Origin of the sequence: Mesonia sp. HuA40 (assembly GCF_008017835.1) — a bacterium.
Classification (GTDB): Bacteria; Bacteroidota; Bacteroidia; order Flavobacteriales; family Flavobacteriaceae; genus Mesonia.
In genome coordinates this window covers 168,402-185,616 of the sequence record NZ_VRLT01000005.1, presented here as the reverse complement: position 1 = coordinate 185,616, position 17,215 = coordinate 168,402, and the positions used below count along the sequence as shown (strand labels likewise).

The 17,215-nt window shown below is 35.5% G+C and carries 11 protein-coding genes; 7 read left to right on the top strand and 4 right to left on the bottom strand.

Features of this window, described 5'->3' with window-relative positions:
• Positions 1–57: 57 nt before the first annotated feature.
• The gene (locus FT993_RS01060) at positions 58–6,570 is read right to left on the bottom strand and encodes an MG2 domain-containing protein (RefSeq protein ID WP_147860687.1); all 6,513 of its coding nucleotides are present in this window, start codon (positions 6,568–6,570) and stop codon (positions 58–60) included.
• 106 nt (positions 6,571–6,676) lie between these two features.
• On the opposite strand from FT993_RS01060, the gene FT993_RS01055 reads away from it, so the two are divergent.
• The 6 genes from FT993_RS01055 to FT993_RS01030 all read left to right on the top strand — a co-directional run bounded on the left by FT993_RS01055 (position 6,677) and on the right by FT993_RS01030 (position 12,277).
• A complete protein-coding gene (locus FT993_RS01055) occupies positions 6,677–7,411 on the top strand; it encodes a lipopolysaccharide assembly protein LapB (protein ID WP_147860686.1) in 735 nt (244 codons plus the stop codon).
• Positions 7,412–7,452: 41 nt separating this feature from the next.
• Positions 7,453–8,808, top strand: coding sequence for a UDP-N-acetylmuramate--L-alanine ligase (gene murC, locus FT993_RS01050; RefSeq protein ID WP_147860685.1), 1,356 nt, complete (start codon positions 7,453–7,455; stop codon positions 8,806–8,808).
• 36 nt (positions 8,809–8,844) lie between these two features.
• On the top strand, positions 8,845–9,540 hold the full coding sequence (radC, locus tag FT993_RS01045) for a DNA repair protein RadC (RefSeq protein ID WP_147860684.1): 696 nt from the start codon (positions 8,845–8,847) through the stop codon (positions 9,538–9,540).
• Between the two features lie 63 nt (positions 9,541–9,603).
• Complete coding sequence (locus FT993_RS01040; RefSeq protein WP_147860683.1) at positions 9,604–10,836, top strand: carbohydrate esterase; 1,233 nt, start codon at positions 9,604–9,606, stop codon at positions 10,834–10,836.
• The gene (locus FT993_RS01035) at positions 10,829–11,506 is read left to right on the top strand and encodes a YjjG family noncanonical pyrimidine nucleotidase (protein ID WP_147860682.1); all 678 of its coding nucleotides are present in this window, start codon (positions 10,829–10,831) and stop codon (positions 11,504–11,506) included. The genes FT993_RS01040 and FT993_RS01035 overlap by 8 nt, the downstream gene beginning before the upstream one ends.
• Before the next feature lie 9 nt (positions 11,507–11,515).
• Positions 11,516–12,277: a hypothetical protein gene (locus FT993_RS01030; RefSeq protein ID WP_147860681.1), complete on the top strand. Its 762-nt coding sequence runs from the start codon at positions 11,516–11,518 to the stop codon at positions 12,275–12,277.
• Here FT993_RS01030 and FT993_RS01025 read toward each other — a convergent pair.
• On the bottom strand, positions 12,271–13,548 hold the full coding sequence (locus tag FT993_RS01025; RefSeq protein ID WP_147860680.1) for a replication-associated recombination protein A: 1,278 nt from the start codon (positions 13,546–13,548) through the stop codon (positions 12,271–12,273). The genes FT993_RS01030 and FT993_RS01025 overlap by 7 nt on opposite strands.
• 74 nt (positions 13,549–13,622) lie before the next feature.
• Between FT993_RS01025 and FT993_RS01020 the strand changes: the two genes are divergently transcribed.
• Positions 13,623–14,402 carry a rhomboid family intramembrane serine protease gene (locus FT993_RS01020; RefSeq protein WP_147860679.1) on the top strand — a complete coding sequence of 260 codons (780 nt, stop codon included), beginning with the start codon at positions 13,623–13,625 and terminating at the stop codon, positions 14,400–14,402.
• Here FT993_RS01020 and rlmB read toward each other — a convergent pair.
• On the bottom strand, positions 14,399–15,130 hold the full coding sequence (gene rlmB, locus FT993_RS01015; RefSeq protein WP_147860678.1) for a 23S rRNA (guanosine(2251)-2'-O)-methyltransferase RlmB: 732 nt from the start codon (positions 15,128–15,130) through the stop codon (positions 14,399–14,401). The genes FT993_RS01020 and rlmB overlap by 4 nt on opposite strands.
• A 76-nt stretch (positions 15,131–15,206) precedes the next feature.
• Complete coding sequence (locus FT993_RS01010; protein WP_147860677.1) at positions 15,207–17,147, bottom strand: S8 family serine peptidase; 1,941 nt, start codon at positions 17,145–17,147, stop codon at positions 15,207–15,209.
• Between the last annotated feature and the right edge of the window lie 68 nt (positions 17,148–17,215).

Sequence of the window (17,215 nt, the reverse complement as noted above, 5' to 3'; positions counted from 1 at the left end):
CGATTAGGTTAACCCTAATCGCTTTTTTTTATCTATAATTAGAAATTCAGGTCATATTTAATTTTTTGTTCGTGGTAATAATTCAAGTCTTTTACCTTCAGATTGTACTTTAATTTCTGGTGCATACATACTTTGCAATTCGGATAGCCCATTTGAAAAATTACCTGCATTAACAACCCTTAGGTTGTATTCGAATACATAAGTGCCCGCCGGTATGTTATCAAAGAAGAAGTGTGTTGCTACATCTTTTGTGCTCTGGTAATAACCTAAACCATCTTGCCATTTGTATTTGGATATCACATCAACTGGTTCTAGACCAGCTGCACGGCTATCTTTTAAATGCATAAAATTAAAATCTTCTTTTGCCTTTATTATTAAACGAACCCTAATTAAGTCTCCAACACGAAGTTGATCTACCGATATGGGCCTTAACACACTCCCTTCAAGGGTTTCTACTCTCTTTAACAATTCTTTCTCAATCTTAAGGCTTTCGTGGTTACTGGCTTGCACGGCATCAGACTCTTCAAAGTACTGCCAATACATTGCGCCATACTGTGCGGTTTTTGAATTGTTCCTAATAGCTATATTTGCGAGTTCTTTATTAATAAAATTGCCTTGCCATATTTTCTTAACATAACCGGCAGCGCTGGAATTGTCAAAGCTAATTTTTTCTTCACCAATTTTTATTTTAGGAGATTCTTTTTGCAGTGTTGCTTGCTCTCCGTAAATAAGTAGTGCATAAATAGCTTCTGTAGTAGCTTTTGTAGAGTGCCAAGCTTGATTTTTTCTTTGACGTATTAACCAAGTTTTGAGTTTCGTAATCGTTTTTTTATCTCCTGCAATTTCCGCGAAAGCTTCAATTGCCCTAACTTGTGTAGTAATGGGTTCATTGTGCCAGCCATAATTTTTCTTTAGTTCTTTCCAATACATTCCGTGCTTTGAATTTATTACAGCACTTTCTTGCAGAGCGGTTAAAATCTGTTTTGCCAAATCTGTATTTTTATGACGCTGCGCTAGAATAGCAAGGGTTAGCTGTGAGTGAATAGTCAAAGACGTCCAATTATCTTCATAGGCTTCAAACATAGTTTCTATGTAGCGTTTAAAATCGGCCGTAGCTTTTAGGTCATAACAACTTTTCGCATAAGCGTATTGAATGGCTGTGGGGTTGAACGAGTATATTTTTGGACTGTCATTTGGCTGCAGAAATTCAAAATCTAAATAACGGGCTAATTGCTCTGTTATTTTTTTAACTTCTGGTAATTGAGCTATTGCGGAATCTAACTTCTGAAGTTTGCCTAACCCAGCATAAATGTGCAGAGAAATGAACCTGTTGGCACGACCGCCCCCAAACCAAGGAAAGCCTCCGTTATCAAGTTGTAGGTTAGATAGTTTTTTTAAGGCTTGGTGAATATTTTGTTGCGTTTTTTCTATGTCGAGTACTTCTGCAATTCTTTTTTGTTGTTCCGCTGGGGTTCCTGCTGTTTTTAGCCAGGGGCTTTCTTCCCAAAGCATCTGTTTTAAATTGGTATTTTTATGCCAATCGGGAATAGTAGTTTTATTCTTTTGCCATTGATGCAATACCTTTTTAATTTCTGGATTTAATTCTTGCATTAACTTTGTAAGATGACTCGCATAAAATTTTGCAAATACTTGTTCTGAACATTCGTGCGGATATTCTACTAAATAAGGTAGCGCCAATAAACTGGTCCAAGCCGGATTTGAGGTGTACTCAAAAACCAACTGGTGATTTTCTTTTGTTGGTGAATTATTATTTTTTAGACTATTAAAGCTATACTCTTTCTGCTCATTCGGATTAACCCAAATGGGTAGTGTTTCGGTGGTTAAAACACGATTGGTTAACACCGGTATAAGCCCTTCTTCACCATCGCCTAGATTATCGGCTTTTGCAACAATACGGTACTTGACTGCCGAAAGACCTTCCGGAATGGCTATTTTCCAGGTTACCTGAGTATTATTTTTTGCGTTTAGACTGAAGTTTTTAGTTTGTTGTGAACTTGTAAATAAATCTACGAGGCTTTCATCTTTATTGGTGAAAGACAGTTGAATGATTCCTTCTATTGCTTCATTCGAGAGATTACTGATTTTTGCCGAGATACTTAAACTATCTTTACTTCTAAAAAATCGAGGGAAATTAGGAATAAGGTTAAGTTTTTTCTGGGTATTGACATAAAGGTCTAATTTATCTTGATTTAGCCGTTTATCGTGTGCAAAAGCTTGAAAATGCCATTTTGTTAATGCCTCTGGACTTTTAAAATTAAAGATGATTTCTCCTTTTTTGTTGGTTTTTAGTTGAGGCAAGAAAAACGCGGTTTCACTCAAGTTAGTGCGCGCCTCTATCTGTTGCAGTTGATCTTTTGGTTCTTGATTGGTTGTGATAAGCACAACGCCATTGACGGCTCGAGCACCGTATAGAGCCTTAGCACTAGTTCCCGTAAGCATTTGCATATCGATAATTTGGTCTGTTGGTATGTCTTTAAACTTGCTAGGGTCAACTATTTCGCCGTTTATTACATACAGCGGTACCTTATCTAAAGTGCTGCCATTACCACGTATACGAACGCTTGTAGCAGCACCCACTTGCCCAGAACCTCCTCCTACCAGCATTAGACCTAGGGCTTTATTCTGAAGTAGATCTTTAAACCGCGGATGATTATCAGATAAAATGGCAGAACTTACTTCTTCTAAGCTGTATTCAGCAACGCTATAATGGCTTAAGATTTTATCATTGTTGTGAACAAACCCATTCTCTAATGTAAGGTTGTTGTATTTTTTAGCTATAATTTGTGCTTTACTATGTCCTATATATCTAACAAACAATAAGTCGCTAGGCTCTCCTTTTAAAATGAAGTAACCGTCAAAATTGCTTAAAGTTGCTTGTTTTTTTGTTTGATTAAAAACCTGTACACCCGGTAAGGCTTTGCCTAAACGGTCGGTGATTTTACCTGCAATATAGCCTTGGGGTGTGTTTTTGGCTTGGTATTTATTTACAGCTAGCCCTTTTAAATAGGTTTTATTGGTTAGGCTGGTGTATATAAAATGATAACCAAAATAATTAAAATTAGCATAATTCGGTGAGAAAAAATTATACCCATTGCTATTCAAATGTTGAGTAGCCCTTGAAGTGTAAACTTGGTTATAATGTCCTAAATGATTGATACTGTTGGGAAGTCCATTTTTTTTACGTTTAAAATAATTATGGTACAATACATTACTCCAGCGATGAGGTTTAAATTGATCTAATGAAGCGTCATACATACTCGCGAGTACTTCCGCTTCAGCTGGGCTTCCGTCTTGATTTAAAATTTTAAGTTGCCATTGTTCGGCTTGACCGGGTTCAAGCTTATCACGAAAATGTAAAACTTCAAATTTTAGCTTTGATTTGTTTTTAGTTGGCGGTAGAAGTTCAATTTTATGGCGCTTATTTCCGTAACGTCCCAAGTAGTTGTAAAAATACGCTAAGTGTAGGTATTTAGCATTTTTAGGAATCGAAAGAATGATACTCTTTTCATTTTCATTAAAATGCATAACCTCTTGTTGCAGTTGACTATCATCGAAAGTTAAATTGGTTAATAAGTGTAAATTTTTAAAAGGGGTTTTAAAATCAAGCCTTATTTGTTTTTTTTCTTGGTCTAGGTGGTAATCAAAATCTATGGTGTTTTGATGAAGATCTAAATTTGGCCGATTGGGGTTGACCAGGGTAATTCGTCGGTTTACTTCAACGGGAAATTTACGGATATCTTGGCCTTTGTAAGATAAAAGATACTGTCCGCTTTTAAGCTGCTCTTGGTAAGCTGCTAGGTTTATGCTTTGTGTTTGGTTTATTTTGACAGGAATTTTTAAAATTTCAGTTTTTGGCCATTTTTCGGCTAAATCTAAACTGTCGTATGCCGTATGCGGAAAATTTTTAATAAACTCATTGTAAGGTATTTGTTGTATTTCTGGTAAAGGAATATCCCTTTTTAACAAATAACGGTTTGGTGTTTTATATTGGTATAAATAGAGATGACCATCTACTTTGGTTGGTAAACCATTTAAATCGTTAGCTTTTACATGTATGGCTGCATTTTTATTTAAATTGACAACATTAGAGTAATTATTGGGTAAATCAAAATAAATATCTGCCGCGTGATATCCTAAACGTATTTGTTGAAATGCACTTTGTGTTTCACCATTTACATCGGTTACAACCGCATTTATAGTATAGGTGTAAATGGGTTTTAAATCAGATTTAATATGATTGGGAGCCAGGGCTTTAAATTTAATTTTAAAATTCCCATTAGCATCGGTTACTGTTGCCCCCTTGTATAATCGTTTTTTCTTCCTCTCATGATAGGGTAAACCATATCGATAAGAATTAAATATTTCACGATCTATTGTGTAAGGCACCTTAGCTTGTGTTAGGCTTCCGCCGAAATATGCTTTGGCTTTTCCGCTTAACGAAATAGAATCATTTATAACCTTTGTTGTCTTTATTTTGTCAAAGAAAACTTCAAAGCGGGGTCTTTTGTATTCTTCAACATTGAAATAACAATAAGTTCTACTCCAATCTGCACTGGCATAGGTGCTACCTGAGGCTAACTCTTCTTTTAAAAATAAGTTATAACTTCCCGTAAGGTCATTTTCTGGCAGTTTAAACTTTCCATGTCCAGAGCCATAGGAATTGGTGGTAATTTGCAAACTATCAATTATCTGACGATTTGCATTACGCATATAGATGGTGATATTTTGATTAGCAACTGTTTTGCGTAATTTTTTTCCTTGTACGGTCAAAATTGCTTTAAAATGTACCTCTTGCCCGGGCCTGTAGATGCTGCGATCTGTAAATAAGCTTCCTTTTAATAGGAATTCATTTTGGCTATCCTCACCCAAATTTTGTTTAAAAAAAATAAGATCAGTGTGCAACGTGTCGCCATCTTTTGTAATAGTTATGGGGAGTCTCTCGGTTTTATTTATAGCTGGTGCTGGTATAGTGGCTAGCCCTTTTTGATTGGTTCTGTAGTATGCGTTTGGTCTATTTTTAGCGTGAATTTTTGCATTTTTAATAGGTTTACTTGAGGTTCTACTAGCAATATAGACTTGTTGATTAGGGCTCAAATCAAAACTGGTAAGGCTTAAATCAGTTACTTGAAAATTATGGTATAGAAATTCCTCACTTTCAAAATTCAAGTTTTCTTTTTTACTGAAAATCGCTAAATAATCCCCTGCAGGTAAGGCCTCTAGCAGAATTTCTGTTGAGTAGGTATAATAATCTATTTTTTTTGGCAGAGAAAAAGATTGCAAACTAAGCCTTTTAGCACGCGTGTAATTGGCTTTAATCACAGAGTCTTGCTTAGTGCTCGGGTATTTAGAGTGGTTTAGCTTAGACTTATAAATATGTACGTACAAGCTATCTATATTTTTATAATGTACAAGAGCTCTAAACTTTTTATTGGCTAATGGCTTTTTGTGGATGGTAACACGGTATTTTTTGTCTAAAATAACATACTCGAGATGCGAAGATTCTACAGCAGGATAACTATCTGGGGCGATTTCTTTAACTTTTTTAAGATGGGTTAGACTTTTATTTAAATAATCGGGGTGACTATTTTTTTCGGCCTCATCTAAATAAAATCGAGCTAGGTAGTAATGAATCCAAGCGAGCTCCTTATCGGATTTCACCTCATTTTTAAGAATTAGAAGTGCGTTTTTATAAAGCGTATTTCGATCTTTTCGGTGATCTTGGTCCTTTATAAAGCTTAAACGTTCTAAGGTAGTTACTAGTAAAGAACTTTTATTTTTGTTTTTCTGATGCTGTCGTGTTAAATGCTGGTACACTTCTAATCCTTTAATAAAGCTGCCATTGGCGGTGTCCTTGGGTAACTGTAATTGAGAAAATTCTCCTGGTAGAGCATAAAGATTATTTGACTCGATTATGTCGATGTCAATTTCAGTTTTGGTTGGAGACTGTTGCTTTAAGTAATTTAAATAACGATTGGTTAGTAAATCTAATAATGTACTTCTAAAACGATTATAATTAATACCGTAATGTAGCGCTGGCTCGAGTGCGTTTAAATTTGTAGCTAGCAATAATTCTTTTTTAGTAAGCGATTTGTTGTAGTAAAAATCAATTTGATATTTAAAATGTTTAGCATCCCACAACCTATAATCATTGGATGGATTTTGAACCGGTGTTCTTCTGGCGATAGCCCATCTATTCGCTCGATAGAATTCATTTAAATTTTCGGCTAGAAAGGAATATAGGATTTGCTTAGTAGGGGCTGGTTGTTTTTCTATTTCAGTTAAGAAGTCTTGATAAACTTCAAAATGACTTTCTTCTTTTAAAAGGAGCTTGTATTTAGAAACATATAGAAAAGCTTTTATAAATTGAGAAGTATTTTCTCTTTTATCTGCTTTTTTTAAAATTAACTCTGCTTTTTCAAGAGCACTACTCAATCTTCCTTCTTGCTCTAATTGCTCAACCGTCGACCAACGTTTTTCGAAGCTTTTTTGAGCAAACTGAAGTTGGCTAGTAAGCACCAATAATAACCCTAAAATGTATCTTTTATTCATAAAACCTCTAATTTTTTTAAAGATACATAAATAGATTAAACTTTTTAAATATCTAATTTAATTGAGTTAGTCTTCAATTTGATCTCGATTTTGCTATTTTTACGCCGTGAAGAATATACTATTATACCTGTGTTTTCTGTGCTGTTTTTCAGTGTTAGGGCAATCTGCATTTGAAAAAGGAGTAGCTTATTATAAAGATCAACAATGGGTGTTGGCTAAAAAACAACTGATTCAAGTTGAACCCGTTTCAAAAAATTATTTTAAGGCTTGCGAATATTTAGGAGATATTGCAGCCCATGAAAAAAAATGGGACAAAGCGCTTCACTTCTATGATTTGCTGCTAAAAGAAAAACCTGATAATGCTAATTATAATTTTAAATATGGTGGTGCTTTGGGGTTAAAAGCTTTGGAGCTATCAAAGTTTCAGGCTGCTTTTTATATTTCAGATATTAAACATTATTTAAAACGTGCGGCTGCCTTAGATAAAACGCATCTAGGAGCAAGATGGGCTTTATTAGAACTTTATTTAAAACTTCCTAAAATTTTAGGAGGTGGTACAGATGTGGCTTTAGCCTATGCTAATGAATTAAAGGCAATAAGTGAAATTGACGGATACCTAGCTTACGGAAAAATCTACCAAGAAATTGAACACTACAAGCAAGCAGAAAAATATTTGGTTAAGGCATTGCAATTAGGTGATTCTGTAACCTGTTATCAGAAGTTGTTAGAACTATATATTAAAGCAAATTTTGCGCCAGAGAAAATTAATGATCTTCTGCAACGGGCAAATCGGGCCCACCCCAAAGAAAATTGGAATGCTTTTATGGCAAAATCTTCTTAAAACTGCTGGCATTTAATATCTTTACGCTAGAATTATTTTTTATGCATATTCATTTTATAGCTATAGGCGGAAGCGCTATGCACAATTTAGCATTAGCGCTTCATCAAAAAGGAGAAAAAGTAACTGGTAGTGATGACGCCATCTTTGAACCCAGTAGGTCGAGGTTGCAAAAAGCCAATTTAATACCAGAACAGATGGGCTGGTTTCCCGAAAAAATTACCACAGCTATAGATGTGGTAGTTTTAGGAATGCACGCCAAAAAAGACAATCCAGAGTTACAAAAGGCTAAGGCACTTGGATTGAAAATTGTATCTTATCCAGAGTTTTTGTACGAACACAGCAAAAACAAAACCCGTGTGGTTATAGGAGGTAGTCATGGTAAAACAACTATTACCTCTATGATTTTACATGTTTTGCACTATCACGAAAAAGAAGTAGATTTTATGGTTGGGGCACAACTTGAAGGTTTTGATACTATGGTGCATTTAACTCAAGAAAATGATTTTATCTTGCTAGAGGGTGATGAGTACTTATCTTCACCCATAGATCTTAAACCTAAATTTCATTGGTATAAGGCTAATATTGCTTTGATAAGCGGAATAGCCTGGGATCACGTTAATGTTTTTCCTACAGAAGAAAATTATCAAGAGCAATTCAGTCGTTTTACCGAAACAATGGTACCCGGAAGTATTTTAATTTATAATGAGGAAGATGAAGCAGTAAAAGCAATAGCCGAAGCGGCTCAAAATCCTACGCGTAAACAGCCTTATAAAACACCTCTGTATAAGATAGAGGAAGGAGAAACGCTAATAGATACGCCTGAGGGTTTTATGCCAGTAGCTGTATTTGGTAAACATAATCTTAATAACCTGGCAGGTGCTAAATGGGTTTGTCAACATATGGGTGTTGATGAGTCAGACTTTTATGAAGCCATTGCCAGTTTTAAAGGTGCTTCAAAACGATTGGAGCGCATTGCAGAAAATACAAAATGTGTGGCCTTTAAAGATTTTGCACATAGTCCCTCTAAGGTTAAGGCAACAACTCAGGCTATAAAAGAACAATATAAAAACAAAAAGATATTGGCTTGTTTAGAGTTACATACTTACAGCAGCTTAAATGCCGAATTTTTAAATCAATATAGTCACACACTTGATGCTGCCGATGAAGCCGTGGTTTTTTATTCGCCCGAAGCCGTGGCCTTAAAAGGTTTAGCTCAGATTGATGCTAGAGCTATTGAAAGTGCTTTTAGACATAAAAACTTGAAAGTTTACACGGATACACAAGCCTTTCAAGCATTTTTAAAAAATTATTCTTTTGTCAATAATGCGGTTCTTTTCATGAGCAGTGGGAATTACGGAGGGCTTGATTTTGAAGAAGTAAAGGCTTGGATATCTTAGTTTTATGCTGTAATTTAGATGCTTATCTAATTACATATGACTGAATCTACCTCCTTTTCAATTAAATATTGGGCAGAATCTGATAGGCCTAGAGAAAAACTTTTGTTAAAAGGCAAGACAAGCCTTTCAGATGCCGAGCTGTTGGCCATTCTGATTGGTTCTGGTAATCGAGAGGAAAGCGCCGTGACTTTATCGCAAAGAATTCTGCAAACCAATCAGAATGAATTAGGCCTTCTCGGTAAAAAATCCGTTAAGGAGCTTATGAAATTTAAAGGTATTGGAGAAGCCAAGGCAATTAGTATCGTAGCCGCTTTAGAATTAGGAAGAAGAAGAAGAGCAGAAGAACCAAAAAAAAGGGTTAAAATCACCTCAAGCGATTCTGTTTTTGATTTGATGCAGCCCTTAATAGGTGATTTGGGGCACGAAGAATTTTGGGTATTGTTTCTAAGTAACAGCAATAAAGTTTTATGTACATTTCAATTGAGCAAAGGCGGAATAACTGGTACCTTAGTGGATGTACGCTTAGTGTTTAAGAAGGCCCTAGAAGAAAATGCAGTAAGTATAATTTTGGCGCATAATCACCCTTCTGGGAATCTAAAGCCTAGCATGGCTGATAAAAATTTGACCCTAAAACTTAAAAAAGCAGGCGAAAGTTTAGATATAAAAGTGCTAGATCACCTCATTGTAACTGAAAATGCTTACTTTAGCTTCGCTAATGAAGGTCTTATTTAATAGCCCATGTTTTTAATTTATGTAAAAACACTTACTCCCCGAATTTCATATACATTTAAGCATTTGCTCAATTCAATATTAGGTTATGAAATTCAGTTTACTTCAAAGATTGAAGAGTTTATCGCTCATCCCGGGTTGAAAATTTCTTATGGTAAAAAAAAATTGGGGAATGAGTTTTTTGTACAGCAACACGATTTACTTGACCAGCAAGGCATTCAAGATATTGAAATAAATGTAGGAGATTGGGAGGGCTTACCCTGTTTTTTTAAATGTAGTCAAGATAGTGATGTGCCCTTTGATATTTTTGCAGCCAGTTTTTTTCTGCTTAGTCGATATGAAGAATATTTGCCCCATGTGAAAGATGAGCTAGGAAGATTTCCCTTTCAGGAAAGTTTAGCCTTCAAAGAAGATTTTTTAGAATTGCCCGTCATAGATTTATGGACTTTAAAGTTTAGAGATCTGCTTGAAAACCGCTTCGAGAAAAAATTACCACTTCAAAGAACCTATCAAGCAAGCTCAATAATGGTGGTGCAAGAAGTATTTAAGTATAAAAAGAAAGGTATTGTAAGAACATTAGGCGCGTTGGTAAGAGATATTGTTAAATTGCAGTTTAAATCGAGCCTTGAAAGAATTAGGACTTTAGTTTTTTTACAAAGTGATCCTTACGACATTTATGATAGGCTTATTGAACGGGCTAGATTGCAAAAAATGCATTGGACATTTTTTTTTCAGTTATCTGATTTTTCATTGCAAAATAAAAATATAAGTTTTCATAAATTGAGCTATCAGGCGCTCATAAAGTCTATGGGTGATTATGGTGTTTTAGGTTTGTTGCCTGGTTTTGATGCACTTGATAAATTAGCGATTTTACGAAAGGAAAAAAAAAGATGGGAAAATATTGTAAATACTCCTTTATCTCGTGTTTTAAGTTTCCAATATGGAATCAATTTGCCGCAATTTTACAACAATTTGGATAAATTAGAAATTAGTCAGGATTTTTCTATGGGATACCCGAAACATCCTGGCTTTAGAGCGGGAACATGTACACCTTTTTTATATTATGATATTAATTTCGAAAGGATTTCACCATTGACCATTCATCCATATGCATTAAGCAGTCTATGTTTTCAAGAGTTTTCTTTTTTTGATATAAAAGTGCGAATTGACAATTTAAATAGCAAAGTGCGTGAGGTAAATGGTAAATTTTTATGTTTGATAGAAAATGCATTATTAGATCCTTGGGATGAACAAGTAAAGTATTTATCCCTTCTAGAAAAATTACAGGCCGATGATTAAAGATGTTTTTTTTGACCTAGATCATACATTGTGGGATTTTGAGAAGAATTCCGCGTTAGCTTTTCAAGAAATATTTAAAAAAAATAAGGTTTCTGTTGATTTAGAACATTTCTTAACGCATTATGTCCCAATCAATTTTAATTACTGGAAACTCTTTAGAGAAGAAAAAATAAGTAAGCAAGAACTGCGTTTTAATAGATTAAATGAGGCGATGCTAGCTTCGGGTTACACTGTCAAGCCTGAATTGATTCACGTATTGTCTCAAGCGTATATCGAGCATCTGCCATTGAACAATCATCTTTTTGATGGTGTAGAGCAAATGCTACAAGAACTATTAAATAGAGAGTTGAGGTTGCATATTATCACCAATGGATTCAAAGAAGTTCAAAGCATAAAATTAAAGCGATCTAATTTAAGTCATTATTTTACCACTTTGACCACCTCAGAAGACGTAGGCGTTAAGAAACCTAATCCGGCCATATTTGAGCACGCTTTGAGTAAGGCGAATGCACAAAAACAACAGAGTATAATGATTGGTGATAATTTAGAAGCCGATATACTAGGAGCAGAATCTGTTGGTTTAAAATCTATTTTATTCGATCCTGAAAATAAAATTTCTCATGCGGGGAATAAAATTGTACATTTTAATGAATTACAACAATTTTTTTAATCAAAACTTATGAAATTAAAATTTTTAACGCTGATATTTTTTTCGATTTATTTTATTTCAGTGAAAGCACAAGAAAGAGAGGTTCAAAAATTAAATGCTTATAGAAATGTTATTGTTCCCGTTCAGTTCGATTCGGCTAAACAGGAAAATGAGTATTTGCTATCCTCACTTACGAGACACTTGTTAAAGCAGCATGGTTTTAAAGTGTTTATGGATAATGAAACTTTGCCAATAGCAGCCCAAAAAGATCCTTGCCTAAATTTACGTGCTAGCGTTTTAACTCAAGGGGGTATGTTTGCATTTACTACAGAGGTTACACTGGTGTTTTATGATTGTCGAAATCAAATTGTTTATAAAGCTAAGGGCAGTAGTAGAGAGAAAAAATTTGATAAAGCACATCAAGAGGCCTTACGCGAAGCTTTTGGCAAATTTGGCGGATATAGATACGCCTATGAACCTTTAAAGAAAGGCGAGCAGCATGAAACTCAGCTGCAGCAAAAGCAATCAATTCAAAAACAATTAGCCACACAATACAATTGGGAGGGAAAACGATATCAATTACAAAAAATAGAGGTAGGCTATTTATTGCTTGACGCGGAAGGGAATAGAAAAGCAGTTATTACCGAAAATTCAGAAAAACAGTACCTTTTTAACTCGGCTGATATAAATGGAAGTTTAAAAATCGATACTAATCAAGATTTAATTGTTGAATATTTTAACATGCAAACGGGTAAACAAGAGAAAATAATACTTAGCGCAATAAATCAATAATTATACTTATTTTTCCAGCGCTGTTTCAAAAACTTTAAATTAGAGGTTTCACGCGTGTTCTCTCCTGGATGGTAAAATTTACTTCCTTGAATCACATCAGGTAAAAACTCTTCTTCAATAAAATTGTTTTTATAATCGTGGGCATACTTATAAGATTTACCATAGCCTAAGTCTTTCATAAGTTTGGTAGGTGCGTTTCGCAAGTGTAATGGTACTGGTAGATCTCCAGTCTGTTTTACTTGTTGTTGCGCTTTATTAATAGCCATATAACTGGCATTGCTCTTTGCCGATGTAGCTAAGTAGATTACACATTGACTTAAAATAATTCTTGCTTCAGGTAAACCTACCGTGCTCACGGCTTGAAAAGTATTATTCGCTAGAATTAAAGCGGTTGGGTTCGCTAATCCGATGTCTTCACTTGCCGAAATTATTAAGCGTCTGGCGATAAACTTTACATCTTCGCCACCTTCAATCATTCGAGCTAGCCAATAAACAGCTGCGTTGGGATCGCTACCACGTATAGATTTTATAAAGGCAGATATTATATCATAATGTTGTTCACCTGTTTTATCATACCTAGACGGGTTGCTTTGTATTTGTTGGCTTACTAAAGCATTAGTAATCACCACCGGATCTTCGGTAGAATTGCTTACCAATAACTCAAAGATATTAAGTAATTTACGTGCATCTCCGCCTGACGCTCTAAATAAAGCATCAAACTCTTTTATTTCAATCGATTTTTTGCTTAAAAATTGGTCTTTCTCTTGGGCCCGTTTGAGTAATTCTTTAAGATCGTCTTGGCTAAATGGGTTAAGCGTATATACTTGGCAGCGAGAGAGTAATGCGGGTATTACCTCAAAACTTGGATTTTCTGTGGTTGCGCCTATTAAGGTGATGATACCTCTTTCTACCGCACCCAATAATGAATCTTGTTGTGATTTGCTAAAGCGATGTATTTCATCTATAAATAGAATGGGGTTCTTTGTCGTGAACAATCCGTCTTGCCTTTTGGCTTTCTCAATAACCTCTCGCACCTCCTTCACACCACTATTGATTGCACTTAAAGTAAAAAAGGGGCGCTCAGCTGTTTGAGCAATAATCTGTGCAAGTGTGGTTTTACCCACTCCAGGCGGACCCCAAAATAATAAAGAAGGCAAGATGCCCTTCTTAATTTGTTGTGTTAGGCTACCCTGTGGCCCCACTAAATGCTGCTGACTGATATAATCCTCTAAATTCTGCGGACGTATGCGTTCGGCTAATGGTGTGTTCATAATGCAAAAGTACAAAAGTAACTGACAATATTACTGAAATATGTATTTGGTTAAGAATTTGATTACCTTTCTGTATGCAAAATCAAAAACAAATTCACACTTGGTCTGCGGGTACCTTATTAATTCCATTATTTAGTGTACTACTACTGTGGATAGTATATTGGTTTGAAATAAAGTTTCATATCAATTTAAATTCATATGGAGTAGGGCCAAAATCCTTAAAAGGATTAGTAGGTGTTTTTTGTGCCCCTTTTATACACGGGAGCATAACTCATTTATACAACAATAGCATTCCGTTATTTGTATTATTAATGAGTCTTTTATACTTCTACAAGCCGATAGCGGGTAAAGTACTTCTTTACGGATTTTTAATAGCGGGTGTCTTAACTTGGCTTTTTGGGAAGTCTGGAAGCGTGCATATAGGAGCAAGTGGCATCATTTATATGTTGGCTAGTTTTTTATTTTTTAAAGGTATTTGGTCTAAGCATTATAGGTTAATTGCCTTAGCTCTTTTGGTGGTATTTGTTTACGGTAGTTTGGTCTGGGGTCTTTTTCCAGGTGAACGCGGAGTGAGTTGGGAAGGGCATTTGGCTGGTTTTATTGCTGGTTTGGGTCTAGCTCTTTTTTTTAAGTCTCGCGTAATTGAAAAACTACCGGTTTATGATTGGCAAAAGCCAGATTATAACGAAGCGGAAGATGTCTTTATGCAACATTTTGATGCCGATGGCAACTTTGTACCAAGTCAAACGCCCCTATCAAGTGATAAAGAGGTAGATGTAAAATTAGATAAAGATAATAATAAGGACGATTCAGTTAACCACAACTTCTGGGTTACTACTACGACAAATGATTAGAGCCTTTGCCGAACAACTTCATATAAAATTGCACCACAAGCAACCGATACGTTTAGCGAACTTGTTTCGCCAAAAATTGGCAGTTTTACCTTATCGTCACTCATTTTCAAAGCTGCCTTAGAAACACCCTTGCCTTCACTTCCCATAATGATGGCTATGGAATCTCTAAAATTTACATCATATACCATTTTAGAGGCCTTTTCGGTGGCTGCTATGGTTTTTATGCCGTATGATTTTAAATAAAATAAAGCATCCTTGGTGTGGTCTACTTTGCATAGTGGGATATTAAATATGGCACCTGTAGAGGTCTTTACCATTTGTTCATTTATAGATGCACTACCTTGTTTGGGGAAAATAATAGCGTCAACCCCAACGCTTTCTGCCGTACGAATAATAGCTCCAAAGTTGCGTACGTCTGAAACGCCATCTAGAATTAAGTACAATTTAGATTTTTCTGTTTTCTGATTTTCTTCTAATATAGCTTCAAGACTATGAAACTGTATTGGTGAAATTTTTGCTACGATCCCTTGATGATTACCATTTTTAGCTAATTTATCTATTTTTTGATGAGGTACGTATGCAATTTGTACACTGGCATTTTCGGCCAACTTTAAGATTTCTTTAATTCCTGATGATTGTACAGCAGCATCTACAAAAATTTTGTCTAGGGTTTGATTGCTTTTAATTGCCTCGTGTACGGCATGTATGCCAAATATAATTGTACTCATTTTAATATTTATTAAAAAACAAAAATAGGGTTTGATTTAATCAAACCCTATTTATATAAATTAAATTAAATAGGTTTTACTCTATCAAAATCTTATGTTGATAGTTTTCTCCGTTAACACCAACTTGTAAAATATAAACACCACGTTGCAAAGACGCTGTAGATAATTTTAGATTACCGTTAGTATTGTCATAATTTTTATTGGCTACTAATCTTCCCTGTAAGTCATATAATTTTACTTGAGCATTAGCATTGATATTATCTCCCAAAGCAATATTTATATCACTAGCACCACGTACAGGGTTTGGCCAAACTGAAATATCTTCTGAAAGAGTAACCTGTTCTGCGCTTAAGCTAGTAGATTGTACTCCAGATACTACGATACTTACCATTTGGCTGCTTCCGCTCAAAGAACCTTTATGGCTTACCTTTATTTCGTAAGTATTCGCATCTGTACTTTCAACAAGAATACTTTCAACGTTATCAACAGTGTTGTCACCTAAAGTGGCTGGTGCCGCAACATTACTTAAGTTTAAGCGATAAGGTAATAAAGTAGTATTAGTAGCTTGGTTGGTGACACGTAAATCTAAATCGTTCACAAGGGCAGGGGTAGGGCTATTCAACTGTCCGTCTTTAGCATTTCCTGCAGGATCGTTCCAAGCAATTGTTACGCGTAAATCTTGACTAGGATCTTTAGTTACGGTAAAAGTAAAAGTGTCTCCATTGTCAAGATCAACTTCTTCAATTCTAGCGTTATCTGTTTGAGAATCTTGAATTACTTCAATCGCTTTTTTTGCATTTACTAATCCCCATCCGTATCTAGCGTCCGGTCCGGTGTTACCTAAATCGTCTGCAGTATGAATGGCAAGGGCTCTTAAACTAGAAGACAACATGAAATTAGTTTTTTCTTGATTGTAATATTGTTGAACTAAAGTTAATGTTCCCGCAACATTTGGAGCAGCCATTGAAGTTCCAGAAAAGGTGGCGTAAGAAGCTGTAGACGCGTCAACTGGCGAAAATACTTGCGTGCCGTTTCCTACAACATCTGGTTTTATACGGCCATCATCAGATGGTCCTTGACTACTTCCTGAATTAATAAAAACAGGAAATAAAAGCTCACCGCTGCTTGGATCAACACTTGCGTCTTGTGCATTTCCTACTACTAGGTTATTTTTGGCGTTCTTCTCTCCGGTTAATTTATCATATCCAGCCCTTAAACCGCCTTGGTAACTCGATTGTCCGTCGTTACCAGCCGATACTACCATTAAGTAGTACGGGTAGGCATTTGCTTTTAAATCCCATAGACGAGCTTGTGTGTCATAGCAACCCATCATCCAGGTAGGAGCATTTTGACTTCCACCATCGTTTACAGGAATACCATAAGAATGGTTTGAAATTAAGAGGCCGTTTTGTGCTTCTGTGTCTACTTCGCTTAAATCTGAGGTCCAGTTGTAAGATACCAAAGTAGCCTGGGGAGCCATACCTTTAGCGTTAGGGTTTGTTCCTGCCGCAGCCATGGTTCCTCCTACGTGGGTACCGTGAGAATCAAACTCATCTTGATTAAATGGTGTGGCATCTCCTAATACAACTCTAGAGCCTGAAGCAGTAGCAAATTCTTGGTGATCTTTTCGTACGCGACCCCCGTCCCATATTCCTATCGTCATGTTTTGCCCCTCTAGATTTAATCCTAAAGAGCCTCCTTGCCATAGAAAATTAGCACGAGTTGACTTGGCTGCATCGAGATTATGTGTAGTTCGGTAAATAGGTTTACCGTTTTCAAAGCCTACTAAATTATAGCGTTTGTTGTTTTCTATTCTATCAATAGAAATACCAAAACTCTCAGCTTTTTTTCTGGCTTCATTTCTTTTAGCTTCAAGATTGTTTGCAAGTTCTTGAGCTAATTCTATTTTAATAGGTTGGTTCTGTTTTTGAATTTGTTTCACCTCGCTTGCTGTTTGAGATAAAGCTAAACCAGAGGTTAAAACAAAACCTAGTGATAGTAGTCTATTTAATTTCATAAAATTTTTTTGCACAATTTAAGATTTTTTTTAGAAAAACGAAAATGTAAATATAAAAAAGGGCTAAT

Excerpts from the sequence above, each read along its gene's own strand:
- radC (WP_147860684.1), top strand. The coding sequence starts at position 8,845 with ATGACTGAATCTACCTCCTTTTCAATTAAATATTGGGCAGAATCTGAT.
- FT993_RS01035 (WP_147860682.1), top strand. The coding sequence starts at position 10,829 with ATGATTAAAGATGTTTTTTTTGACCTAGATCATACATTGTGGGATTTT.
- FT993_RS01025 (WP_147860680.1), bottom strand. The coding sequence starts at position 13,548 with ATGAACACACCATTAGCCGAACGCATACGTCCGCAGAATTTAGAGGAT.
- FT993_RS01010 (WP_147860677.1), bottom strand. The coding sequence starts at position 17,147 with ATGAAATTAAATAGACTACTATCACTAGGTTTTGTTTTAACCTCTGGT.
- FT993_RS01030 (WP_147860681.1), top strand. The coding sequence starts at position 11,516 with ATGAAATTAAAATTTTTAACGCTGATATTTTTTTCGATTTATTTTATT.
- murC (WP_147860685.1), top strand. The coding sequence starts at position 7,453 with ATGCATATTCATTTTATAGCTATAGGCGGAAGCGCTATGCACAATTTA.
- FT993_RS01020 (WP_147860679.1), top strand. The coding sequence starts at position 13,623 with ATGCAAAATCAAAAACAAATTCACACTTGGTCTGCGGGTACCTTATTA.
- FT993_RS01060 (WP_147860687.1), bottom strand. The coding sequence starts at position 6,570 with ATGAATAAAAGATACATTTTAGGGTTATTATTGGTGCTTACTAGCCAA.
- rlmB (WP_147860678.1), bottom strand. The coding sequence starts at position 15,130 with ATGAGTACAATTATATTTGGCATACATGCCGTACACGAGGCAATTAAA.